This window comes from Amycolatopsis sp. NPDC003676 (assembly GCF_053587275.1).
Genome location: NZ_JBSFNS010000003.1, coordinates 62,750 through 85,515, shown reverse-complemented (window position 1 = coordinate 85,515; position 22,766 = coordinate 62,750). Strand labels below are relative to the sequence as shown.

The 22,766-nt window shown below is 70.1% G+C and carries 20 protein-coding genes; 7 read left to right on the top strand and 13 right to left on the bottom strand.

The window, feature by feature from the left end:
• Positions 1-10 precede the first annotated feature (10 nt).
• The gene (locus ACWDNU_RS02660; protein ID WP_449667461.1) at positions 11-1,612 is read right to left on the bottom strand and encodes an amidohydrolase; all 1,602 of its coding nucleotides are present in this window, start codon (positions 1,610-1,612) and stop codon (positions 11-13) included.
• 121 nt (positions 1,613-1,733) lie between these two features.
• Here ACWDNU_RS02660 and ACWDNU_RS02655 point away from each other — a divergent pair, with 121 nt between their 5' ends.
• Positions 1,734-3,125, top strand: a complete 1,392-nt coding sequence (locus ACWDNU_RS02655) for a KamA family radical SAM protein (RefSeq protein ID WP_370937061.1) — start codon at positions 1,734-1,736, stop codon at positions 3,123-3,125.
• A gap of 148 nt (positions 3,126-3,273) precedes the next feature.
• On the opposite strand, the gene ACWDNU_RS02650 is transcribed toward ACWDNU_RS02655, so the two are convergent.
• The 5 genes from ACWDNU_RS02650 to ACWDNU_RS02630 form a co-directional block, all read right to left on the bottom strand.
• Positions 3,274-3,405 carry a hypothetical protein gene (locus ACWDNU_RS02650; protein WP_449667460.1) on the bottom strand — a complete coding sequence of 44 codons (132 nt, stop codon included), beginning with the start codon at positions 3,403-3,405 and terminating at the stop codon, positions 3,274-3,276.
• 311 nt (positions 3,406-3,716) lie between these two features.
• The gene (locus ACWDNU_RS02645; RefSeq protein ID WP_449667459.1) at positions 3,717-4,421 is read right to left on the bottom strand and encodes a type 1 glutamine amidotransferase domain-containing protein; all 705 of its coding nucleotides are present in this window, start codon (positions 4,419-4,421) and stop codon (positions 3,717-3,719) included.
• A 52-nt stretch (positions 4,422-4,473) separates the two neighbouring features.
• Positions 4,474-6,057: a succinic semialdehyde dehydrogenase gene (locus ACWDNU_RS02640; protein WP_449667458.1), complete on the bottom strand. Its 1,584-nt coding sequence runs from the start codon at positions 6,055-6,057 to the stop codon at positions 4,474-4,476.
• Positions 6,058-6,064: 7 nt separating this feature from the next.
• Complete coding sequence (locus ACWDNU_RS02635; protein ID WP_370937064.1) at positions 6,065-6,991, bottom strand: acetoacetate decarboxylase family protein; 927 nt, start codon at positions 6,989-6,991, stop codon at positions 6,065-6,067.
• A gap of 95 nt (positions 6,992-7,086) precedes the next feature.
• A complete protein-coding gene (locus ACWDNU_RS02630; protein ID WP_449667457.1) occupies positions 7,087-7,662 on the bottom strand; it encodes a TetR/AcrR family transcriptional regulator in 576 nt (191 codons plus the stop codon).
• Positions 7,663-7,732: 70 nt separating this feature from the next.
• Between ACWDNU_RS02630 and ACWDNU_RS02625 the strand changes: the two genes are divergently transcribed.
• The 3 genes from ACWDNU_RS02625 to ACWDNU_RS02615 are packed head-to-tail and all read left to right on the top strand — an operon-like array spanning position 7,733 to position 10,668.
• The gene (locus tag ACWDNU_RS02625; RefSeq protein WP_449667456.1) at positions 7,733-8,941 is read left to right on the top strand and encodes a saccharopine dehydrogenase family protein; all 1,209 of its coding nucleotides are present in this window, start codon (positions 7,733-7,735) and stop codon (positions 8,939-8,941) included.
• The gene (locus ACWDNU_RS02620; protein ID WP_449667455.1) at positions 8,928-9,707 is read left to right on the top strand and encodes an alpha/beta fold hydrolase; all 780 of its coding nucleotides are present in this window, start codon (positions 8,928-8,930) and stop codon (positions 9,705-9,707) included. The genes ACWDNU_RS02625 and ACWDNU_RS02620 overlap by 14 nt, the downstream gene beginning before the upstream one ends.
• Before the next feature lie 40 nt (positions 9,708-9,747).
• Positions 9,748-10,668 carry an NAD-dependent epimerase/dehydratase family protein gene (locus tag ACWDNU_RS02615; protein ID WP_449667454.1) on the top strand — a complete coding sequence of 307 codons (921 nt, stop codon included), beginning with the start codon at positions 9,748-9,750 and terminating at the stop codon, positions 10,666-10,668.
• 8 nt (positions 10,669-10,676) lie between these two features.
• On the opposite strand, the gene ACWDNU_RS02610 is transcribed toward ACWDNU_RS02615, so the two are convergent.
• The 4 genes from ACWDNU_RS02610 to ACWDNU_RS02595 all read right to left on the bottom strand — a co-directional run bounded on the left by ACWDNU_RS02610 (position 10,677) and on the right by ACWDNU_RS02595 (position 15,536).
• Positions 10,677-11,717, bottom strand: coding sequence for a GlxA family transcriptional regulator (locus ACWDNU_RS02610; RefSeq protein WP_449667453.1), 1,041 nt, complete (start codon positions 11,715-11,717; stop codon positions 10,677-10,679).
• Between the two features lie 81 nt (positions 11,718-11,798).
• The gene (locus ACWDNU_RS02605; RefSeq protein ID WP_449667452.1) at positions 11,799-12,773 is read right to left on the bottom strand and encodes an alpha/beta hydrolase; all 975 of its coding nucleotides are present in this window, start codon (positions 12,771-12,773) and stop codon (positions 11,799-11,801) included.
• A gap of 169 nt (positions 12,774-12,942) precedes the next feature.
• Positions 12,943-13,614: a response regulator gene (locus ACWDNU_RS02600; protein WP_449667451.1), complete on the bottom strand. Its 672-nt coding sequence runs from the start codon at positions 13,612-13,614 to the stop codon at positions 12,943-12,945.
• Entirely contained in the window at positions 13,602-15,536 is a 1,935-nt protein-coding gene (locus ACWDNU_RS02595) for an ATP-binding protein (RefSeq protein ID WP_449667450.1), read from the bottom strand. The genes ACWDNU_RS02600 and ACWDNU_RS02595 overlap by 13 nt, the downstream gene beginning before the upstream one ends.
• A 227-nt stretch (positions 15,537-15,763) precedes the next feature.
• Here ACWDNU_RS02595 and ACWDNU_RS02590 point away from each other — a divergent pair, with 227 nt between their 5' ends.
• The 3 genes from ACWDNU_RS02590 (at position 15,764) to ACWDNU_RS02580 (ending at position 17,277) form a co-directional block, all read left to right on the top strand.
• Complete coding sequence (locus ACWDNU_RS02590) at positions 15,764-16,228, top strand: RICIN domain-containing protein (RefSeq protein WP_449667449.1); 465 nt, start codon at positions 15,764-15,766, stop codon at positions 16,226-16,228.
• 513 nt (positions 16,229-16,741) lie between these two features.
• Positions 16,742-17,155, top strand: coding sequence for an acyl-CoA thioesterase (locus ACWDNU_RS02585; protein ID WP_449667448.1), 414 nt, complete (start codon positions 16,742-16,744; stop codon positions 17,153-17,155).
• A complete protein-coding gene (locus ACWDNU_RS02580) occupies positions 17,152-17,277 on the top strand; it encodes a hypothetical protein (RefSeq protein ID WP_449667447.1) in 126 nt (41 codons plus the stop codon). The genes ACWDNU_RS02585 and ACWDNU_RS02580 overlap by 4 nt, the downstream gene beginning before the upstream one ends.
• A gap of 204 nt (positions 17,278-17,481) precedes the next feature.
• Here ACWDNU_RS02580 and ACWDNU_RS02575 read toward each other — a convergent pair whose 3' ends face one another.
• Genes ACWDNU_RS02575 through ACWDNU_RS02565 form a run of 3 tightly spaced genes read right to left on the bottom strand, consistent with a single transcriptional unit; the run spans position 17,482 to position 22,746 of the window.
• Positions 17,482-18,009 carry a hypothetical protein gene (locus ACWDNU_RS02575; RefSeq protein WP_449667446.1) on the bottom strand — a complete coding sequence of 176 codons (528 nt, stop codon included), beginning with the start codon at positions 18,007-18,009 and terminating at the stop codon, positions 17,482-17,484.
• Positions 17,999-22,396 carry a DUF6531 domain-containing protein gene (locus ACWDNU_RS02570; RefSeq protein ID WP_449667445.1) on the bottom strand — a complete coding sequence of 1,466 codons (4,398 nt, stop codon included), beginning with the start codon at positions 22,394-22,396 and terminating at the stop codon, positions 17,999-18,001. The genes ACWDNU_RS02575 and ACWDNU_RS02570 overlap by 11 nt, the downstream gene beginning before the upstream one ends.
• Positions 22,393-22,746: a type VII secretion target gene (locus ACWDNU_RS02565; RefSeq protein WP_449667444.1), complete on the bottom strand. Its 354-nt coding sequence runs from the start codon at positions 22,744-22,746 to the stop codon at positions 22,393-22,395. The genes ACWDNU_RS02570 and ACWDNU_RS02565 overlap by 4 nt, the downstream gene beginning before the upstream one ends.
• Positions 22,747-22,766: the final 20 nt, after the last annotated feature.

Genomic DNA, 22,766 nt, shown 5'->3' with positions numbered 1-22,766 from the left:
ACCCGGAACTCTAAGCGGCCGGTGTGAACTCGTCGTAGATGACCGTCCCGCCGCGGACCGTGCGCAGGCAGCGCGGCAGCGGCGCGCCCGGCTCCAGCCTCGGCAGCGGCGGCACGCCCGAACGCGGGTCGGTGGACCAGCGCTGCACGCGGCTGTCGGCTGTGGCGACTACGAGATCGGCCGCGTCCCAGATCGCGTAGTGCGCGGGCGCGCCGGGGACGAGGCTGCCGGTGACGCCGTCGTTGACGCCCGCCGCTCGGTGTCCGGCACGCGTGTGCGCGGTGAAGGCCGCGCGGGCGGAGAGGCGCGCTTCGGGAGTGTGGTGGTGCACGGCCGCGCGTACGGCGGCCCACGGGTCGACCGCGGTCACCGGAGCGTCGCTGCCGAAGGCGAGCACGACTCCTTCGGCAGCGAGCTGCGCGAACGGGTTCAGCGCTGTCGCACGGGCACCGAGACGTTCGGCGTACATGCCGGAGTCGCCGCCCCAGGCTTCGTCGAACAGCGGCTGCACGGACGCGACGACGCCCCATCCGGCGAGTGCGCGCGCCTGGTCCTGGGTGACCATCTCCAGGTGCTCCAGCCGGTGGTGGCGCGCGGCGAGAGGACGCTGGCCGACCTGCTTCTCGGCGAGCCGGAAGCCCTCGATCACCTCGCCGACGGCGGCGTCGCCGATGACGTGGAAACCCGCCTGCAGCCCGGCCTCGGTGCAGGCGACGAGGTGGTCGGCGATGACGGCGGCGTCGGCGTAGAGGGAGCCGGAGGTGCCGGGCTCGTCGGAATACGGCGCGGTGAGGGCCGCGGTTCGCGAACCGAGGGCCCCGTCCACGAACAGGTCTCCGGCGACGCCGTGCGCGCCCAGGCGGCGGGCGCTGTCGAGGGCGTTCAGCTGGCCCCAGTAGCCGACGACCTCGGGCAGTTCCGGGCTGGCCAGCGCCAGGAGGTCGGCGAAGTCTTCCTCGCCGGAGATGTCCGGGCCCGCGCATTCGTGCACCGACACGATCCCGCGCGCGGCGGCCGTCGCGAGGAACGCGCGCTGGGCCGCTTGGCGCTGCGGCCGGGTGACCGCGTCGCGGGCTGCTCCCCGGACGAGGTGGTGGGCGGCGCGGGTGAGCGGTCCGTCTGCGGACCATCCCGCCGCGGCCTCGACACCGGGCGCGAGTTTCGTGAGCGCGCTCGAGACCAGCGCGGAGTGGACGTCGACCCGGCTCAAGTAGACGGGCGTGTCCCCGGCCGCGGCGTCGAGCTCGGCGCGGCTCGGGAGCCGCTGGTCGGTCCAGGACGACTCGTCCCAGCCGTGCGCGAGCAGGACCTGCCCGGGAACGACGGCCCCGCGCACCGCGGCGAGCAGGTCGGCGGAGCTGCGGACGGCGGTCAGGTCGAGGCCGGTCAGGTGCAGGCCGGTGGAGGTGGCGTGCACGTGCGCGTCCACGAACGCCGGCGCGACGAACGCCCCGCCCAGGTCGACCACCTCGGCGTCCGGGTGCAGCGCGCGGGCCGGAGCGTCCTGCCCGACCCACACCACGGCGCCGCCAGAGACCGCCATCGCGGTGGCGTCAGGGGAGGACGGGGTGTAGACGCGGCCGCCGAGCAGGAGCGTGGTGCTGTCGTTCACTCCCCGAGTCTCCCGCCTGGTCCCCCGAGCAGGGCAGACCGGGTCGTCCTGCAGAAAGATTTACGGTCGACTAACGTTATGGCAGGATATTTTCACGCGTTCCCGACGACTAGGAGTACAGATGACTGCGATCCAGGAACCTGTGCCGACTGCCGCCGCCTTCGACCAGCCGTACGAGTACGTCCGCGCAGAGTTGGCAGAACCCGACTGGCGCCGCTTCCCCGGCTGGCACGACGTCACCGAAGCAGAGTGGCGGGACGCCCAGTGGCAGCGCGTGCACTGCGTGCGCAACGCCAAGCAGCTGCGGGCCCTGATGGGCGATCTGCTGGAGGAGCGGTTCTACGAGGACCTGCTCGCCGACCAGCGCGAGATGGCCACGATGTCGATGCTGCTGCCGCCGCAGATGATCAACACGATGGCCCCGCACGCGGGCACCGACCCGGCGAAGGTCACCGAGGCGTTCTACGCCGACCCGATCCGCCGCTACATGCTTCCCGTGCGCAGCGACCGGCACCCGGTGTGGCCCAGCCACCCGCACGCCGAACGCGACTCGCTGCACGAGGCCGAGATGTGGGTGGTCGAGGGGCTCACCCACCGCTATCCGACGAAGGTGCTGGCCGAGATGATCTCGACCTGCCCGCAGTACTGCGGGCACTGCACCCGGATGGACCTCGTCGGCAACTCGACCGAGCAGGTCGAGAAGCACAAGCTCGCGCTCAAGCCGGTCGACCGGCAGGACGCCATGATCGACTACCTGAAGCGCACCCCCGGCGTCCGCGACGTGGTCGTCTCCGGCGGCGACGTGGCCAACGTGCCGTGGCCGCAGCTGGAGTCCTTCCTGATGCGGCTGATGGACATCGAGACCGTGCGCGACATCCGCCTGGCCACGAAGGCGCTCGCGGCGCTGCCCCAGCACTGGCTGCAGCCGAAGGTGACCGAGGGACTGCAGCGGGTCGCCCTTACGGCGCAGGCCCGTGGGGTGAACCTGGCTATTCACACGCACGTGAACCATGCGCAGTCGGTGACGCCGCTGGTGGCGGAAGCGGCGCGGACGGCGTTGCAGGTCGGGGTGCGGGATGTGCGGAATCAGGGTGTGTTGATGCGCGGGGTGAATGCTACTCCGGCGGCGCTTTTGGATCTTTGTTTTGCCTTGCAGGGTGAGGCTAATATCTTGCCTTACTATTTTTACATGTGCGACATGATCCCGAATGCGGAGCACTGGCGGGTTTCCGTGCACGAGGCGCAGGAATTGCAGCATTCCATTATGGGATATCTGCCGGGGTATGCCACGCCGCGGATTGTGTGCGACGTTCCTTACGTCGGGAAGCGGTGGGTGCACCAGCTCGCCGAGTACGACCGCGATCTGGGGATTTCGTACTGGACCAAGAACTACCGGACCGGGATCGAGCACGAGGACCCGGAGGCGTTGCAGCGGAAGTACCCGTACTACGACCCGATCCAGACGCTGCCCGAGGCCGGGCAGAAGTGGTGGGCCGAGCAGAAGGACCGCTGACCCCGAGCGCTTGGCCGCGGCCGGGCGACAGAGCCGCAGGCCGCGGCTAAACCTCACTGGATCCGCGCCCCGCAATAGGCGAACCACACACGGAAAAAGGCCTCAAGGTGGTGCCTGGCCAGCGGATATACCGCTGGCCAGGCACCTGTCAGACTGTCGCGATGTCGCCGTCGGCGCGGCGAAACGCCTGGCCGTGCGAGCCAGGACTCGGCCGCGAGAACGCATCCGAGACGCCCGCGATTCCGAGCGGCGCATGGCCCAGGTGCTCCACAGTGGACACTCGCGCAATACTCCCGGCTGCCCGTTCGGATTTCCTGTGTTTTTCCGTCCAGGAATCAAGTCTCGACTCGGCTGGAATTCAGCGCCCGCGACCGTCCGTTGTTCCGGGCAATGAGGCGCTGGACCAGTCGAGCAGCGTTCCGCCGGAATGTCCGTGCCGGTCTTGTCGAACAGACGGGGCGGGGCGCGGGAAGGCCGCCCAGATCTTTCGGTTACGCGGTCGCGCGCTAAGGCCGAGTGTCAAGCGTCGAGGCAGCTGGCGACTTCGGCTTCCAGTCGAATGGAGACTCCGCCAGTGCAGAACTGATCAGGTCACGGCGCCCACGACCGGCCCTCGATGGCTTCGACGACCTTTCGCGCCGTGGCCTTGGCCGAGCCCGGGTTCTGGCCGGTGACGAGGTTGCCGTCGGTCACGACGTAGGAGACGAACGGCAGCTTGGCCTTCTCGTAGAGCGCGCCGCGTTCCTTCGCGCGTTCCTCGGCGTTGTAGGGCACCAGCTTGTCGACGCGGGCGAGCACCTCCTCCTGCCAGGCGAAGCCGGTCATGTGCTTGCCGTTGATGAGGTACGAGCCGTCGGAGAGCCGGGTGTTGAGCAGTCCGCAGTAGCCGTGGCAGACCGAGGAGACGACGCCGCCTCGCTCGTAGATCTCGCGGGTGATGCGCTGCAGACCCGCGGAGTCGGGGAAGTCGTACATCACGGCGTGGCCGCCGGTGAAGTAGATGGCGTCGAAGTCGGCGGAGTCGATCTCCCCGGGGCTCTTCGTGGTCGCGAGCAGGTCCATCTTCGCGGGGTCGGCGCGCCAGGCCTTGGCGGTCTTGTCGTAGTTGGGGAACTTCAGCGACCGGGGCTCGAGCGGCGAGGCGCCGCCTGCCGGGCTGACCAGAGTCTGGTCGAAGCCCGCCTCGTCGAATACGTGCCAGGAGTGCGTGAGCTCGGAGAGCCACAGCCCAGTGGCGTGGGACGGGTCGTCGTAGTGGCCGACGTTGGTGACGACGTGGAGAACGCGTTTGGTCATGGCTGATCTTCCTTCAAGCGGGCACGAACGGCGAACCGTCGCGACTTCGTGGTCATCGGACGCCCAGTGCCCGCAGCATCTTGAATGCCCGGGTCAGGATCCGCGCCCACTGCTCGTGTTCGACTCCGCGGGGCGGAGTGAAACCCTGGAGTCGCTGGTGGGCGACGGTTTGGGCTTCGGTGTACTTGAGCAGTCCGTCGGCGCCGTGCCGGCGGCCGAGGCCCGAGTCGCCCATGCCGCCCATGGGGGCGTCGATGCTGCCCCAGGCGGCGGCGAACGCCTCGTTGACGTTGACGGTGCCGGCGTGCAGCCGTCGCGCCACATTGCGGGCAGCGGCGCCGTTGCGGCCCCAGACGCTCGCGTTGAGGCCGTACGGCGTGGCGTTGGCCATCGCCACCGCCTCGTCGACCGACTGGTAGCGGTAGATCGAGACGACCGGCCCGAACGTTTCGTGGCCGTACAGCGTCATCTCCGGCGTCACGTCGGCCAGGATCGACGGCTCGTAGAACAGCGGTCCGAGGTCGGGACGGGAGCGGCCGCCGGCCAGCACCGTCGCGCCTTTCGACACCGCGTCGTCGACGTGTGCGCTGACCGTCTCGAGCTGCGATGGGGTGGTCAGCGAGCCCATGTCCATCGAGTAGTCGTAGGCAGCGCCCAGGCGCATGGCCCGGGTGCGCTCGACGAACGCGGCCACGAACGCGTCGTGGATCTCATCGGCGACGTAGAGCCGCTCGACGGACACGCACAGCTGCCCGGCCGAGGGGAAGCAGGCGGCGACCGCCCCGGCGGCGGCCTTCTCGATGTCGGCGTCGGCGAGCACCACCATGGCGTTCTTGCCGCCGAGCTCCAGCGACGCGCCGATGAGCCGCTCCCCCGCGTCGCGCGCGATCTGGCGCCCGCTTGCGGTGGAGCCGGTGAACATCAGGTAGTCCGCGCCGGCCATGAGCGCGTTTCCGATGGAGCTGCCGCGGCCGACCACCATCTGCCACACGTCGGCCGGCAGTCCGGCCTCGCGCATCAGCTCCATGGCCCACAGCGCGGTCAGCGCGGTCTGGGTGTCGGGCTTCTGCACGACGGCGTTGCCGGCCATCAGTGCCGGGATGGCGTCGCCGGCGGCCATGCTGAGCGGGTAGTTCCACGGCGAGATGACGGTGACGACGCCCTTGGGATGGTGCAGCTCGGCGGCGTGGGTCAGCACCGGGATCGCGCCCCTGCGGCGCTTGGGCGAGAGCAGCCGCCGTGCGCTGCGCGCGTAGTAGCGGGCGGTGATCGCGATGTCGCTGACCTCGAGGAAGGCGTCGCGGCGGGTTTTGCCGCTCTCGGCCTGCATCAGGTCGAGAGCCTCCTCTTGCCGCTGAAGGACAAGGTCGTGGAAGCGCAGCAGGACGCGTGCGCGGTCGGCCACCGGGGTGGCCGCCCAGCGGGCCTGGGCGGCGCGTGCCCGGGCGAAGGCCTCGTCGACGTCGTCGGGGGCGGACACGGGCAGGTCCGCGAGCGGTGCGCCGGTGTACGGCGAGGTCGTGGCTGCCCGCTGGGTGCCGACAGCGGCGACCAGGGCGGCCAGGCGCTCGACCCGGGCCGGCGTCAGCGAAGCCGGAAGAGCGGTGTCGATGCGGCGCGTGTTCGTGGTGGTCATCTCGTCCTCAGCTCCGGTCCTGGACGGAGGTGGGCACCGGCATGTGCAGGGCCAGCTGGCCTTCGGTGGCGACGTCGAGCTGGATCGTCCGGACCGGCTTCAGCGAGCGCAGGTCCTCGCTCATCTTGCCCTCGCCGAGCTGCAGGTCCAGGCCGCGGGGGAACCGTGCGGCGCCAGCGGAGAGCAGGTTGATCTGGCTGGTCGTGGAGTGCCAGGCGTCGTCGATCGTGGTGTAGGAGGTCAGGGTCGAGACGTGCTCGCCGGTGCGCCGGGCGGTCTGCTTCGGGGTGGGCGCCGAGAAGGCGAGGTCAAGGCCGCCCTGGTCGTTGGCGACCCGGAAGGAGGTGCGCCGCGCGTCGATGTCGACGTCGAGCCGGGTGACCCATTTGGGGAAACCGTAGCCGTCGTGCCCGCGCACCTGCGCGATCTCGGTGTTGACCGGAAGCGAGAGCACGTAGGAATGCAGGGAGTCGTTCTTGAGCCCGGCGACCAGGTCGAGGAAGCCCAGCCCGCCGTGCCGAGCCGGCTTGACGGCGATGCCGACGGCGGCCTCGGTGTAGAAGTCGATGTCGCACACGTCGTACCGGAAGGCCATCACCGAGACGATCCCGAGCCCCGGGGCGATCTCGAGCGGATCCAGCTCCTCGGGCAGGCGGGCCCGGACGGCTTTCGTCGGAGCGAGCATCGTGAGCCGGGCCGTGGAGACGCGGTAGTAGAAGTTCGGCGTCAGCGTCGGTCCGATGCGGGACTCCACGCGGGTCTTCGGCATCCGGCGGAAGAAGTCGACGCTGCTGACCCGGGGGTCCCGCGCGACCTCGTCGAGGTCGGTGTTCATCCGGAACCGGTCGTAGAGGCCGCCTTCGGGGACGGTGACGAGACGGCCTCCGAGGTCGACCTCCACCGTCCGGTCGGTCAGCTTGCCGGTCGATGCCATGAGCCCTCTCCTCTGATGTAAGCAGCGTTAACACCGAGGATTGCACGGCATGTGAGCACTGTCAACAACGCGAGCTGCGACGTGCGCGACACGCGTCAGCGGCCGACCGACGCGATTGCGAGAAAGGCGCCGCGGACCCGCTCGGCGACCTCTTCGTCCGACGCGGCCTGCAGCTTGCCGTCGAGGTACAGGCAGGCCAGCCCGTGCGCGAGCCCCCAGCCAGCCGACGCCAGGGCCGAGGCGTCCGCGTCGGGGAAGACCCGGTCGAGCGCGGCGGCCAGCAGTTCGTGCAGGGCGTCGGCGGCTTTGACCCGCTCGTCGTCCGCGTCGTCGCACGGCTTGCCGAACATCACGCGGAAGAGGGCCGGGCGCCGCAGCGCGAAGGCGACATAGGCGACCGCGAATTCGGCCAGATCCGGGAGCGAGGCCGGCGGGTTGCGCCCGTCGCCGAGGTCCGTCAGCAGATCCCGGAACCCCTCGGCGGCCAATGCGGACTCCAGCGCGTCGCGGTCCTTGAAATGGCGGTACGGCGCCGTCGGCGACACTCCGGCCCGGCGCGCGACGGCCCGGAGCGAGAAGGGCTCGCCGGCCTCGAGCATCTCCATCGCGGCCGACAGCAGCGCCGCCCGCAGGTCGCCGTGATGGTAGCCACCCTTCTCCGAAGTTGACATCGCTTACTTCACCCTTCTACGCTCGGTTAGCACTGTAAACATAGCGCACTTCCGGAGGAGCCGAGATCCGATGGACCCACGCACGAACCCGCGCCCCTTCGACGTCGTGCTCTTCGGAGCCACCGGCTTTACCGGCGGCCTGACCGCCGAGTACCTCGTTGCCCATCTCCCTTCCGGAGCGAGGCTCGCCCTCGCCGGACGCAACCAGGGCAAGCTGGAGGCCGTCCGCGGCCGTCTCCTCGGGAGCAACCAGCGACTGGAGGACATCGCACTGCTCCGCGCCGACTCCTCGGATCCGCAGTCCCTGACACGCGTCGCCGAGTCCGCGCGAGTCGTGATCACCACAGTCGGCCCCTACCTGAAGCACGGCGAACCGCTCGTGGCCGCCTGTGCCGCGGCCGGCACCGACTACGTCGACCTCACCGGCGAGCCCGAGTTCGTCGACCGGATGTACGTCGAGCACCACGCGACGGCCGAGCGGACCGGTGCTCGCATCGTCCATGCCTGCGGCTTCGACTCGATCCCGCACGATCTCGGCGCTCTCTTCACCGTCCAGCAGCTGCCGTCCGGGGCGCCGGTGACCCTCCGGGGAGTGGTCCGCACGAACGCCACCATCTCGGGCGGCACGCTGCACTCCGGTCTCGGCCAGCTGTCGCGACCGCGCGCCATGCTGCAGGCCGCGTCCGGACGCCGCCGGCTCGAACCGCGACCGCGAGGACGACGGGTTCGCGCCCGCATCGGCCGCCCCCGTCGCGACCGCGTGCTCGGGACCTGGCTGATCCCGCTGCCCACGATCGACCCCGACGTCGTCCGGCGGTCCGCGCTCGCCCGCCCGGATTACGGACCCGACTTCGCCTACTCCCACTACGCCGGGGCCCGGCACGTCACGACCGTCGCCGGCGCGGTGGTCGGCTTCGCCGCTGCGCTGGCCGCAATTCAGGTACCGCCCTTGCGCCGCGCGATCGGCCAGCGCATCCCGCAAGGCGAGGGCCCGTCGGCGGAGCGACGCGAGCGGGCCTGGTTCACCGTCGACTTCGTCGGCGAGGGCGGCGGCGAGACCGTGCACACCCAGGTCAGCGGCGGAGACCCCGGCTACACCGAGACGGCCAAGATGCTGGCGGAGTCGGCGCTGTGTCTGGCTTTCGACGACAACCCGCCCACCGCCGGCCAGGTCACCACCGCTGCCGCGATGGGCGAGAACCTGCTGCGCCGACTCCAGGACGCCGGCATCGGCTTCACCGTGCTCACCTCGACGACGGCGACCCATGGCGGACGCTGAGAGGAGCAGCACCGGCACGCCGTTCGTCCTCATCTCGCCGGCGATGGCCGTCGGCTCCGGCTATTACCGGCCGCTGGTCGCCGAGTTCGAGCGACGCGGGTGGCAGGCCCGAGCACTGCGCCGGCGAGGGTTCGAGCGCGGGCAGCCGCGGGCGAGCCGACGCGAGGACTGGGCCTACCGCGACGAGATCGACGACATCGCACAGGCAGTCGCCGCCGCGCGGGCGGAGTCGCCCGCACGGCCAGTGCTCCTCCTCGGGCACAGCCTCGGCGGACAGCTCGTAGCCGGGCACGAACTCACTCGGCCGCCGGCCGACGGGGTGATCACGGTCGCCGGCGCGATCCCGCACTATCGCCACTTCGCCTACGGGGGTCTCCACCTCGCAGCTATGGCGGCACTCGTGGTCCCGGCCGCGACCGCGGTGTTCGGCTACCTCCCGAAGCCCGCGTTCGGCGGCCCCGGGGCCCGCACGTTGATGCGCGAATGGGCGCGCATGGTCCTCACCGGCCGGCCGCCCTACGAGATCAAGCAGCCGATCACCACGCCTGCCCTTGTCATCAGTCTGGGTGACGACAAGCTGTCGCCGGTCAGCGCCGTCGACGACCTCGCCAAGCGGCTCTTCGCCCCGGCCTCGGTGACCCGCTGGCACCACACCGGCGACCAGGCGCCCCCGGGTTCGACCAACGACCACGTCGGCTGGGTCCGCACCCCGGCCGAGGTAGTCGACCGCATCGTCCTCTGGTGGCACGACGCCGCTCGCGACTGAGCCGCCGTCGACACCCCCCCATCACCTCAAGGAGACCCGAATGCAGACCGTCCTCGGCGCCGGCGGACCGATCGCCGACGAGCTCGTGCACGAGCTCTACCGCAACCACACCAAGGACATCCGGCTCGTCAGCCGCAAGCCGTCGAAGATCAACGACACCGATGAGCTGGTAGCCGCGGACCTCACCGACGCCGAGGCCACCAGCCGTGCGGTCGCGGGCAGCGAGATCGCCTACCTCACCGTCGGCCTGCCCCTGGACTCGGAGCTGTGGGAGCGTCAGTTCCCCGTCATCATGCGCAACGTCATCGACGCCTGCGCCGAACACGGGACGAAGCTCGTCTTCTTCGACAACACCTACATGTATCCGGGAACGTCGGCGCCGCAGACCGAGTCGACAGCATTCGCGCCGGGCGGTCGCAAGGGGCGGGTCCGCGGCGAGCTCGCCGCCATGCTGCTCGAGGCCATGCGCGCGGGCCGGGTCGAGGGTCTCATCGGCCGCGCTCCCGAGTTCTACGGGCCCGGCCGGACCAAGAGCTACACGAATACGCTGGTGTTCGACCGGATCGGGGCGGGCAAGCGGCCGTTCGTCCCGGTCAACGCCCGCGCCAAGCGCTCCCTGATCTGGACCCCCGACGCGAGCCGGGCGCTGGCCCTGCTCGGCAACACCCCGGACGCCTACGGCCAGACGTGGCATCTGCCGGTCGACCCGGACCGGCAGTCCTACGCCCAGCTCGTCGAGATCGCCGCCGCGGCGACCGGCCGCAAGATCGGCTACACGGTGCTGCCGATGCTCGCCTTCCGCCTCGGGCGCCGCTTCGTCAAGCCCCTCGACGAGATGTACGAACTGCTCGTCCGCTACCGCGACGACAACATCTTCGACAGCTCGAAGTTCGCGGCCCGCTTCCCCGACTTCCGGATCACCACCTATCGCGAGGGCGTGGAGCGGATCCTCGCCGGCTGACCGAGCGGCTAGTCGTCCTGCCGGCTGCCGACCCGTGCCGCGATGCCGAACCGGTTCCGGTACTCCGACGGCGTGACGCCCGTGGCGCGCTGAAAAAGCCGCCGAAAGTTCGACACGTCGAGGTAGCCGACGCTGCGCGAGATCAGAGCGACCGGCTCGTTGGTCAGCTCCAGGGACTCGCGGGCCTTCGCGATGCGCGCCGCCTGGATGTACTCCGTCGGCGTCAGGCCGGTGGCCTCCTTGAACCGTCGCTGGAAGGTGCGCGGGTGCATGGCCGCGGTCTGCGCGAGCTGCTCTACGGAGTGGGGCTCGTCGAGGTTGGCGTGCAGCCGGGCCTGCGCCTCGCGAATGTCGGCGTCGCCGTGCTGGAGCCGAGGCGTGAACTCCTGGTAGAGGGACTGGCGCCGGCGGGGCGGGTCGGCGAGGACGAAGCGCGCCGTGTGCAGCATGACGCTGGGACCGAGCATCCGGTCGACCAGCGTGAGGCCAAGGTCCACCCACGCCAGGATCCCCGCGGCCGTCACGATGTCGAGGTCGTCGACCACCATGCGGGAAGCGTCCACCCGGACGTCCGGATAGCGCCGCGCCAGCTCCTCGGCGAACGCCCAGTGGGTCGTGGCGTCCCGGCCGTCGAGCAGATGGGTCTCGGCGAGCACGAAGACGCCTGCGCACACGGCACAGAGAGTGGTGCCCTCGGCCCGGAGGCCGACAAGCCAGTCGGCGAGCTCGCCGACCGACGCCATCAGTTCGGGCACGACGAGGCTGGGCGGGATGATGACGTGGCTGAGGCGGTGTTCGAGCTCGGGATGGGTGTCCGAGGAGCAGACCATGACCGGCCCCTCGTCGGTGGCGGACACGGCCCAGGTGCTGACCCTGATCACGCTCGGAGGATCGGCCGACTCGACGGCGTACTCGCTGGCGACGCGGAAGATGTCGCGGAGGCCGTGGATCGCCGAGACCTGGCAGTCGGCGTACTCCAGCAGGCCGACTTCGCCGACCACCCGCGCACCGGTCTCGTCGACGTGCGGTCCTGTGGCCGTCGGGCTCATCGTGTCTCCTCGGATGCCGCGGTCGGCACGGCGGTGGGCGGGCAGACTCTGCCTAGTCTGCCGCCCACGCGGCTCCTGGTGTCACTCCTGGTGCAGCGCCTCGCGCAATGCCTGGACGGACAGCTTCCGCGCGACGTTGGTGGCCGGAGTGTCCCGCAGGCCGTCCAGCAGCATGAAGTCGTGCACGGTCCCGCTGATGCGGACGCCCGTCACCTCGACCCCGGCCTCGCGGAGCTTGTTCGCGTAGAGCTCGCCGCCGTCCCGAAGGACGTCCGCCTCCGCGGTGATGACGAGTGCGGGCGGCAGTCCCGCGAGGTCTTCGAGCGTGGCCCGCAGCGGCGAGGCGTACTTCTCCTCGCGCTTGCTCTCGTCGGTCGTGTACGCGTCCCAGAACCACTTCATCCCGTCGCGGGTGAGGTAGTAGTGCTCCGCGAACTGGTGGTAGGACTGGGTGTCGAAGTCCGGCCCGGTCACGGGATAGAGCAGGATCTGCGCCTTGAGCGCCAGCCCGCCGCGGTCCTTGTTCATCTGCGCGAAGACCGCGGACATGCATCCGCCGACGGACTCGCCGGCGACGGCGACCCGGGAGGTGTCGAGCCCGTGCTCGGCGCCGTTCGCCTGCAGCCACTGGCCGACGGCGTAGTTCTGCTCGACCTGCGTGGGGTACCCCTTCTCCGGAGCCCAGTCGTAGACCGGGAAAACGCCGGCCGCGCCGGCCCCGACGGCGAGTTCGCGAAAGAGGCGGTCGTGGGTCTTGTCGTCGCCGAAGACCCAGCCGGCGCCGTGGATGTAGAACACGACCGGCAGCGGGCCGGTGGCGCCCTTGGGCTTGATGATGCGGGTGCGGACGGTGCCCCACTCGCCGGCGTCGACGTCGACCCACTCCTCGTCGACGTCCGGGCGCTCGACACCCTCGCCGCTCTGCAGGTCGCTCAGGATCCTGCGCCCCTCCTCGGGCGGCAGCTCGTAGATGCGCGGGTGCGGGTCGGTGTCCTCGGCGAGCTTCTTGGCCTCGCGCTCCAGGAACGGCGTGGTCGGGGCTGGAAGATCGGTCATCGGAAGTCCTTCCCTCGGAGACGGATCGCCTTGCGTCATTCGACGCTACGGACCGCTCGAGCCCCGGCCGAGTGCCGCGAACGACACCCTTGGAGGCGATCGCGACACATCTGTGCGATGGCCGCCGCGGCGGCCGGCTACAGGAAATCGTCAACGCGGAATTGCCGGTCTAGGTCGAGGGTCCGGTGTCGGTGCGTCCTGTGCGGCCGAGGTAGGCGAGCACGGCAAGCACGCGGCGATGGTCCTCGTCGGTGGCGGTCGTCAGGTCGAGTTTGGCGAGGATGTTGGCGACGTGACTCTCCACGGTCCGCGCGGTCAGGTACAGCCGTCGCGCGATGCCGATGTTGGTGCGGCCTTCGGCCATCAAGGCGAGAACGTCGCGTTCACGGGAGGTCAGTGCGGTCATTGGCCGGTCGGGCGAGCGTCGGCAGATGAGGCGGGTGACGATGTCGGGGTCCAGCGCCGACCCGCCCGCAGCGACCCGCCGCAGAGCGTCGAGGAAGTCGTCCACGTCGAAGACCCGGTCCTTGAGGAGGTATCCGAATCGGCCGCTGGCGACCAGTTCGACGGAATGTTTGCTCTCGACGTGCTGGGAGAGCAGTACGACTCCCAGTTCGGGGAAGTCGGCGCGGATCTGCCGGGCGACGCGGGCGCCGTCGTCGGCGTGCTCCGGCGGCATGCGGATGTCGATGATCGCCAAGTCGGGATCGGTCTCGTGCACCGCGCGCAGCACCGAGGGCGCGTCCGCTGCCTTGGCGACGATGTCGTGTCCCGTGTCCTCCAGCAGGCGGGCCAGGCCCTCCCGGAACAGTACGGAGTCTTCGCCGATCACGATGCGCACGGCAGCTCCGCCTCAATGCGGGTGCCCGCTCCCGCCGGGCTTTCGACCCGAAGCCGGCCCCCGGCCGCGGCGACCCGATCGGCCAGGCCGGCCAGGCCGGCCAGGCCCGATCCGGCCTCCGGCGCTGCGCCGCCGATCCCGTCGTCGACCACCTCGACCCGCAGCCGGTCGCTGCACTGAGCGACCCGCACGGCGACGCGCTTGGCCTGCGCGTGTTTGGTCGCGTTGGCGACCGCCTCGGCGACCACGTAGTACGCGGTCGTGACGACGTCATCGGCCAGGTCGCCCGTACTGATATCGAGTTCGATCGACATCGGCAGGGTGCTCGTCAACGCTGCCAGTGCCGGGCCGAGGCCGTCGTCGAGGCTGCTCGGCCGCAGTCCGTGCGCAAGTTGGCGCAGTTCGGCGACAGCGGTGCCGAGTTCCGCGACACCGTGGTCGAGCAGTCCGTTCACGTCGATTGTGCCGCCGCGCAACTGCCGCTGCGCCAACCGCAATGCCACGCCGAGCGTGACCAGCCGCTGCTGGGCTCCGTCGTGCAGGTCGCGTTCGAGCCGGCGTCGTTCCTGATAGCCGATTTGCTGCAACCGATTCCGGCTGACCTCGACCTCACGCAGCGCCTGAGCGAGTTCGATGCGCAACCGGACCAGTTCGACCAGCACCGCGCACGCCGCGGCCACTTCGCGCAGCAGCTCACGCGAGCCCGCGCCGGTCCAGCGCAGCACACCGATCTCGACATCGCCGACCCGCACCGGCACCGAACGGTCCGCGGCGGACAAGAGCGCGGCACCGTTCGCGCTGACGAGATCGTCCCGGCCCGGCAGGCGATAGCCCACGCGCAGCGAGGGATCCCGCAGCGCCTCGCCGAGTACCGCTTCCACCTGCTCGGGTTCGGACTGTCCACTGTGTACTTTCTGGAGCAGGGCGTCCAGCGCGGTCAACGTGGCCCTGCGGATCGGGTAAAGCCTGCGATCGACCACGTGCTGCACCCGATCACGCGCGGGAGCCAGCGCGATGACGCAGATCGCGGTGACGACCGCGGCGACCACCGCGGAATCACGGCCGGCGAGCACTCCGCTCAGCGCGGACACCGCGGCGAAGACTCCGATCAGCCCCGCGGTCACCACGGTGTAGGCGACCGTGGCGGACAGCGCCCGCCCCGGGTCGTAAAGCCGGTGCCGGAGCATCGCGATGGCGGTCGCGGCCGGGATCGCGAGATAGAACGCCGCCAACCCGAACAGCACCATGTCCGCCCGGCCGAGCAACAGGTAGCTGGCCCAACACAACAGCAGGGTCGCGGGCAGGAACATGCCGCCGAGTACGAACCAGGTCAGCTGCGCGCGGCGCACGCCGTCGGCCCGGCGGTAACGACGCACCAGGGCGGTCGCGGTCGCCACCAGCATCGACAGGAACGCGGCGAGCAGCACGATCGCGAACACGTTTGGCAAACCGTCGTCGCCGGCGGTCTGCGGCAGTGCCAACGCGACGATCAGCACCGGCATCCCGACCACGACAACCCGCCAGCGCCGGGAGGGCAACGACCCGTCCGGGAAGTACAGCGTCAACAGCGCCACGGGCAGATACCACAGCGGCCAGACGCCCCAGTCCAACGCCGCGATCACGCTGGCGCCGGGCAACACTCCGGGCCGACGTGCGGCGACCGTCGTGGCGATGTCCAACAGCCCGACCACACACGGCGCGAGCCCCATCATCACCAGCAGCGGGCCGACGACATTGACGGGCCGCCGCCGCGCCACGACCAGACCGAGCACCATCGCCGGCACCGCGAGCCCGACGCAGACCGCGAAGTGAGCGATGTCCGAACCGGCCGGCGACACCGCGAGCACCACACCGGTGGCCACCGTGACGACACCAGCTGCCAGCGCCAGCACCACGGCCAGCCGTTGAGCCCCCTGCTCCACCAACCCACTGTAGAGGGCTCGGCTATAGCGCGCCTCCGTGTCAGCACGGAGACCGGTTTTCCGTATCCGTCACGATGCGGAGGCACTGCGCGGACTGCGATCGTTGTCCTCGCACAGTCGGCACCCGGCAGCGCCGTCGCCGACAGTGTCGGCAATACCAGACGGGCCGTCGCCGGCTGTGCACCTGGGGAACATCGATCCTTAATCAAGCATTTTGGGGAGTTTTGATGCTCATCACACACGTCGCCGCGGCGACCACCGCACTCCTGTTCGGCGTGACGACCGGCATCTCGCCGGCCGCCCCGCAGGGCGACTTCCAGATCAAGTCGCAGCTGAACAACAAGTGCCTGGACATCGCTTACGCCAACCCGACCGACCAAGCGAATGTACAGATGTTCAGCTGCAACGGCCAAGCCAACCAGCACTGGTACTGGGACGGCATGCAGATCAAGTCGCAACTGAACAACAAATGCCTCGACATCGCTTACGCCAACCCGGCCGACCAAGCGAATGTACAGATGTTCAGCTGCAACGGCCAAGCCAACCAGCACTGGTACTGGGACGGCATGCAGATCAAGTCGCAACTGAACAACAAATGCCTCGACATCGCTTACGCCAACCCGGCCGACCAAGCGAACGTTCAGATGTTCAGCTGCAACGGCCAAGCCAACCAGCACTGGTACCAGGAATAGTCATTCGAAGATCTCCAGCCTGTTGACGACGGCTGCCCGGGCATGAAGCTCGAGCGTCAACGACGACGGTCGCCAGGCGGAATTGGCCTGCCGGTCTATTCCGCCTGGCATGCCGATGGAATCAGGACAATGAGAACGCTGACCGCAACCTATGCACCTTCGCGCTGTCGAAAGACAGCGACCTCCGGCTGATTATCGACGAGGCAGTCGTTCTCCGCCAGCAAGGAACAAGGTGTCGGCTCCGTTTCAGTCGAGGGTTCTTTCATACACGGGTTTCGCGGCCCGTCGAAGGATACGAGCAGCGCGGCGCGTTTTCCGGGACTTGGCTTACGCGGCCATGGCTCGCCACGTGCGGTCGTCGGACGGTGTCGTGCGTTCGGCGACCGCCTCTTTCCAGCGGACCTGGAATCCTTCGAACAGACGGCCTTGTCCCGGACCTGCTGCCGACCGAGTCGGCTGAACCGGTGATCCGGACCATCGCCGAAACGAGACCGGCACCCGCCCGGCTGGGAGATGCTCCCCCGGCCGGGCAGCGAACCCGCCCGCCCGCTCGGCCACGCGGCCGGGACTGCATACCGTGCGTCCAGGTGGCGAAGCGACCATCAACGCCGGCCCCACGAGACAGACGCGCTGGGCCACCTCACCGCGACCGCGTATCTCGGCCTGCTGGAGGAAACGCGGGCCGAGTGGCTGGTCACCAGTCTCGGCACACCACATCCGCCGTGCGTCCTCCGCTCTCAGCACATCGGCTACCGCCGCGAAATCACGCCCGCGGACGGCCCGGTGACGGTGACCCTGGCAGTCCTGGAACTGGGCACGTCGAGCGTGCTGATTTCTGAGGGAGTCTCGGCCGGCGGAACCATCCGCGCGAAGTCGGAGGCGGTGCTGGTCATGTGGGACGGACAGCGCCGCACCGTCGCCCGATGACCGAGCACGAGCGGTCGTCGCTGGCAGCCTTCATCCCGCCGGACAGGCGGACTTCCGCCCGGGAATACGCCAGCCGGGAGTGCGTCCAGACAGTCAACGGCGACTCTTGGGCGAAGGGCTGAGCGGTCGCATCCTGGGCCGCTGCGTACCGGACCTCCTGCCCCACCAGGCGCAAATGCCCACGGCGTCAACGACGCCGCCGTTGACCCGGACGGGAATCCGGCTGACGTCGCAGCGGGGCAGTTCCAGCACGGCGGACACTTCTCGTTGTTCGGGTGCGAGTATCCGGAAAGGCGCCATAGTTGCGCTCAGGATTCCGAGCCGGGTCAGGGCAGGGTCGGGACGATGTCGCGCCACTCGGCGAGTTCGCCGCGCAGCTCTTCGTCCTCGACCTGCTCCGCCAGCTCCAGCGCTGGGACCACCAGGATGCGGACCCGGCGCAACTTCCGCATCACCGGTACGTCCTCGGCCCGCAACGACCAGGGCGTCGCGGCGACCTCAGCAGGTGAAATCCCGGCGAGGGTCAGGCAACGACGGGCGACCTGGTCCGGCCGCAGGCTCCGCGGCCGGTCGGCTGGGGCTAAGGCGAGGCAGAGTCTCGCTTCCCTGGTCGCCACCTCGCGGGCGTCCAGGCCGCCGGTCTCGAGTGCGGTTTCCAAAGCGGCCACGGCCAACTCCGCCCACGCGCGCCGCTCTGTCTCGGGCGTCGCGGGGCCGGTCGCGGCCAGCGTGACGCGCTGGACCACGCCGAGCCACCAGTTCGTCCCGGCGTTCGGAGGCCGCAGGGCCAGCAGCCCGGCCCGCCGGTCCGCCGGGTCCGCGAACCGCAGCGCGTCGAGTTCGTCAGCCTCCACCGACCGGGCTCCTCTCCCAGGTGTCCGGGACACCGTAGCGGCCGAACGCGTCGACGCCCTCCTGGATCACCGCGTCCCCGTCGTGCTCCACCCCGTGGAAGTAGTGCCCGCTGTGGTTGTCGATCTCGAGCCCGAAGTAGCCGGCGTCGGAGCCGCCCGCGACGTTCGCTTGCCCGGCCGCGCGGACGCGGCTGCCGTCCGCGATGGCGGCGTGGCTGATTTCGTCGCCGTTCACCGTGTGCGGCGCGACGCGCAGCTCCCCGCTGTCGGTGACCACCCACTTGAGCTGCCCGTCCCCCGAGTTGATCATCGCGTCGAATTCGGGCGTGCCGGGGGTCGTCGGCGTGACCCCGTTGCGGCGCATCACTTCCCGCTCCGCGTCGAGGCTTTCCGGTTGCTGGTTGCCGAAAGTGCAGCCCTCGAGGCCGAACGGGTCGATCCAGCCGGTGGGGTTGACGACGTAGCCCTGGGTGTTCGGGGACGGCGCGAGCCCGAGGGGATCGTGCGAAACATACTGTCCCGCGGCCGGATCGTAGTAGCGGTGGTAGTTGTAGTGCAGCCCGCTCTCGGCGTCGAAGTACTGGCCGGGGAAACGCAGCGGCGTGCTCGCCCGGTCCGTCCGGCGCCCGAGCATCTCTCCCCACAGCGAACTCTGCCGGCGCCAGGCCACGTTCCCCTGTTCGTCGACGAGCTCGGCCGCGGTGCCGACGAGGTCGGTGACAATCGAGTAGAACTGCCGGTCGACCCATTCCTGCCCGCGGTCGCGCTGGGTCTGGCTCACCGGCTGCCGTCCGCCGGGCGCCCAATCCCAGGTGGTCGCGGCGGAACCGTTGTGCACTTGCTCCGCGAGCGTGCTGCCGTCCCAGACGAAATCGACCTGCTCGGCCACCTGGGCGCCGTCCGGGCCGAGCCGCTGCTTGGCGATGCGGCGGCCGAGCGGGTCGTAACGGTAGCGCCACCGGGTCCCGTCGGGAGTGGTGACGCCGACCAGACGGTCCTCGCTGTCCCAGCGGTAGTGCCAGGTCGCGGGTTTCGCGGACAGCCGCTTGCGCTGGCGCAGGACGACGCGGCCCTGGGCGTCGTGCCGGTACCGCAGCCCGCCCGACGAGCGCAGCAGAGCGCCGTCGAACTCCCGCGGGGCGAGCATCTCGCCCGGCAGCGCCGACGCGGCGAGGACGCCTGTCGGCGCATAGGCGTACTGCTCCACGCCGTGCGCGGCCGCTACGCCGGTGACCCGTCCGGCTTGGTCGAGTTCGAACCGGCTCGGTCCGGCGAGTTCGTCGTCGATCCCGGTGAGCAGGCCGTCGGGCCGGTAGTGGTAGGCCCGCCGCTGCACCAGGCGCGGCTGCGCCGAGCCGCCCGTCGCGGCGGACACGGTCTGGGAAAGGAGCCGATGATCGGCGTCCCACGCCTGTGCCAGAACGGTGCCGGTGTCGAGCAGCCGTTCGATCTCGTGGCCCGCTTGGTCGTAGCCGAAGCTCATCACGTGCCCGCCGGTGCGCAGGGCGGTCGGCCGGTGGCTCGCGTCGTACTCCCAGACGCTGCGCTTCCCGGTCGGCGTGGTGCGGGCGATCCGCCGCCCGGCGACGTCGAATTCCGACCGGAGCGTGCGACCGTTGACCGTCTCGGCCAGCACCCGGCCGAGCGCGTCCCGTTCGAAGACCACCTCCGCGTCGCCGTTGACCGCCCGGCTCAGCCGGCCCATCTCGTCGTAGCCGAACGTGGTGACGGCATCCGCCGACCTGCGCTCCACTACCGCGCCGAGCGCGTCGCGGACGAAGACGGTGGATTCGCCGGCGCCGTTCGTGCGTCGTTCCACGCGCCCGGCGCCGTCCCGCTCGTAGCGGAGCAGCCGGCCGTTGAAGTCCGTCTCGCTGACCAGCCGTCCGGCGGCGTCGTACTCGTAGCGCCAGGTCAGGCCGAGCGCGTTGCGGACCGCGAGGATGCGCAGCTCAGTGTCGTACTCGTATTCGAGCCGGGATCCGTCCGTCTCGGTCCGGACCTTCGGCAGCCCGAAATGGGTCAGCTCGACGCGGGTGCGGTTGCCCAGTGCGTCCACCCGCTCGGTCTGGCCGCCTTCCGCGTCGTAGCGCCAGCGCTCGCAGGCGCCGCCCGGCAGCGTCCGCGACAGCAGCCTGCCCTCCACCGTCCAGGCCAGCCGGGTGGTGTTCCCGCCGGCGTCGGTGAAGGTCGCGATCCGGCCGAACCGGTCCCGGGTGCACGTGCTCACCTCGCCGCGAGGCCCGGTCACCCGCACCGGCAGCCCGGCCGCGTCGGTCTCGATCCTCTTGGTGCCGCCGGCCGGATCGGTGATGGCGGCGAGGAAACCCCTCGCGTCGTAGGAATACCGGATCGTCGCGCCCGCCGGATCGGTGACGCTGGCGAGGTCGCCCGCGGCGGTGTACGTCCGCCGCCAGATCCCGCCGTCCGGCTGCACCACCGTCACCGGCTGCCGGAAATCGTTGTACTCGGCCAAGCTCTGGCTGCCGTCCGGGCGCGTGACAGCGACGAGATTGCCGTCGTCGTCGTAGGCGTGCCGCGTCGTACGGCCGGTCGGGTCGGTGCGGGAAGCCAGTCTGCGGAGCCCGTCCCACTCGTACCTGGTCTCGTTGCCGAGCGGGTCCACTTCTCGCGTCAGCTGGTGCAGTTCGTCGAAGTGGTAGGTGCTGACATTGCCGAGCGAGTCGGTCTCGCGGGTGATCCGGTTCGCGGTGTCGTACTCGAAGGCGCCGGTCAGCATGTCGCCCGCGCCGTCGGTCCGCACGCACCGGCCTTCGTGGTCGTAGGTGTAGGCGTACCACTCGCCGATCCGGTCGTCCCAGCGGACGACGCGCCCGGCTCCGTCGTAGCTGAACCGCATTGCCTGTCCGGACGAGTTCGTGACCGAGGCCAGCCGAGCGCCGGCGTACCCGAACCCGGTCAGCGCGATCTCGTCGCCAGGCCCGTTCACGAGGCGGAGTCCGGTCACCCGGCCGTCCTCGCTGTCCACCGCGACGCGGTAGCCGCCCGAGTGGCGCACGGCCGTGGGCACGCCGTCGGAGTCGCGGTCGAACTCGATCCGGTTGCCCCGGCGATCGGCGACGACGGCGAGCGGGGCGAGACCGTCCTCCGGCGGAGGAAAATGCAGCGTCCGACCGGTTTCCGGCTGGCTGAGCACGTACCCGCCGTCCGCGGACCGCCCCAACGGCCATCGCGAGCCCACGACGGGCAGCACCGTGGCGCCGGCCGCCGGAGGGAGCGGATAGACCAGGATCACCCCGTCGGGGCCGGCGAAGCACACGCCCCGCTCGTCGAACTCCAGCCGCTGGTCCAAAGTGGACGACCAGGACGGGCCGAACAGCCTCCCCGAACGGTAGGAGGACACGTGGGTCCGGCGCAGCACCAGCGGCAGGACGCCCGGCAGCTCGACATCGGTCTGCACCATGAACATTTCGCCGGTGGCCGCGTCGACGGGTTCCTTCCGCCCGCAGCGGCCGGTGGGTTCCTGCGCCCGGTCCGCGGGGTTGGCCGCGTCGTCCCGCAACGAACCGGAGCGCGGGTCCGCGCTGCCCTCCGGCCCGGTGGCGTGCGTGCCTTCGGCGGAGGACGGGTGCGTGCCCTCGCCGCCGAGGTGCGGTTCCTCGCCGCCCGCGCGGCCGTGCAGAGCGGCCATGACTTTCTTGACCGCCGCGAAGATCTCCTCGAGCTTGCTCATCAACGGCCGCAGCTTTTCGACCGAGTTGATCAGCTTCTTGATGACCGCGCCGATCTTCTCGACCCACGCCGACACCTGCTCGACGACCTGTGCGACCACCACGGGAGTGCCGAGGCCGAGCGAGCAGACCTCCTCCAGCGCGTCCTGGATGAAGTCTCCGACCGCCTGGGTGACCATGTCGCGGACGAGCATCCGCACCGCGCCGGTGATCACCCCGACGATCTCGACCACCGTGCCGACCGCCGCCGCACAGGTCGACGCGGCGCCGAGATGATCGGTCTTCTCCTTGAGGTTCGCGCGGTAGGCGTCCGCGCCCGAGCCGGTCCAGTGCGCGGTCTCCTTCGCGACGCCCGCGGCCAGATCCTTCGCGGCCTTGTCGACGGCGGCGGCCACGTTCTTCCAGGTCTGCGCGTACGCCGCGATCTGGTCCGCGTCCCCGGCGAGCTGGTTCAGCGCGTCCTGCAACGGCTTGACATGCTCGATCAGCCAGTTCAGCCCGTAGGAGATCAAGGTCCCCACCGGGTTCATCGCCATCGTCAGGACGTCCAGGCCCGCGCCGAGCGCGCCGATCCCGCCCTCGATCCACGAACCCGAGGAGATCCCCTCGTACGCGCTCGCCGCGTCGTCGATGACGTTGATCCCGGAATGCCACGTCGTCGAGTCCTGTTTGGCGGCGACCAGCGGGTTGCTCATGCCGCCGGTCCTGACCGGCCGGACTCCAGCTGGCTCATCAGCGGTTTGAGCGTCGTTACGTGCGCGTCCTCCGTCCGCCGGTAGGCGTCGGCGACCTTCGAGACGGTGTCCGACACCGATGTCATCGCGTCCTGCGCCAGTTTCAGCGTGATCAGTCCAGGGGCGGACACCGCGAGCACCATCGGGACGAACAGCGGCCCGCAGATCAGGCCGTACGCCTGCACCCCCATCGTCACCTGTTCGGCCGCCGCCAGCGCCTGCCCCAGTTCGGCCCCGACCTGCTGCACGGTTTTCGCGTGCGCCGACAGCTGTTCCGGGTCGACGGTGTATCCGCCGTCCGCTTCACCCACTTCGATCCCCCATTCGCCAG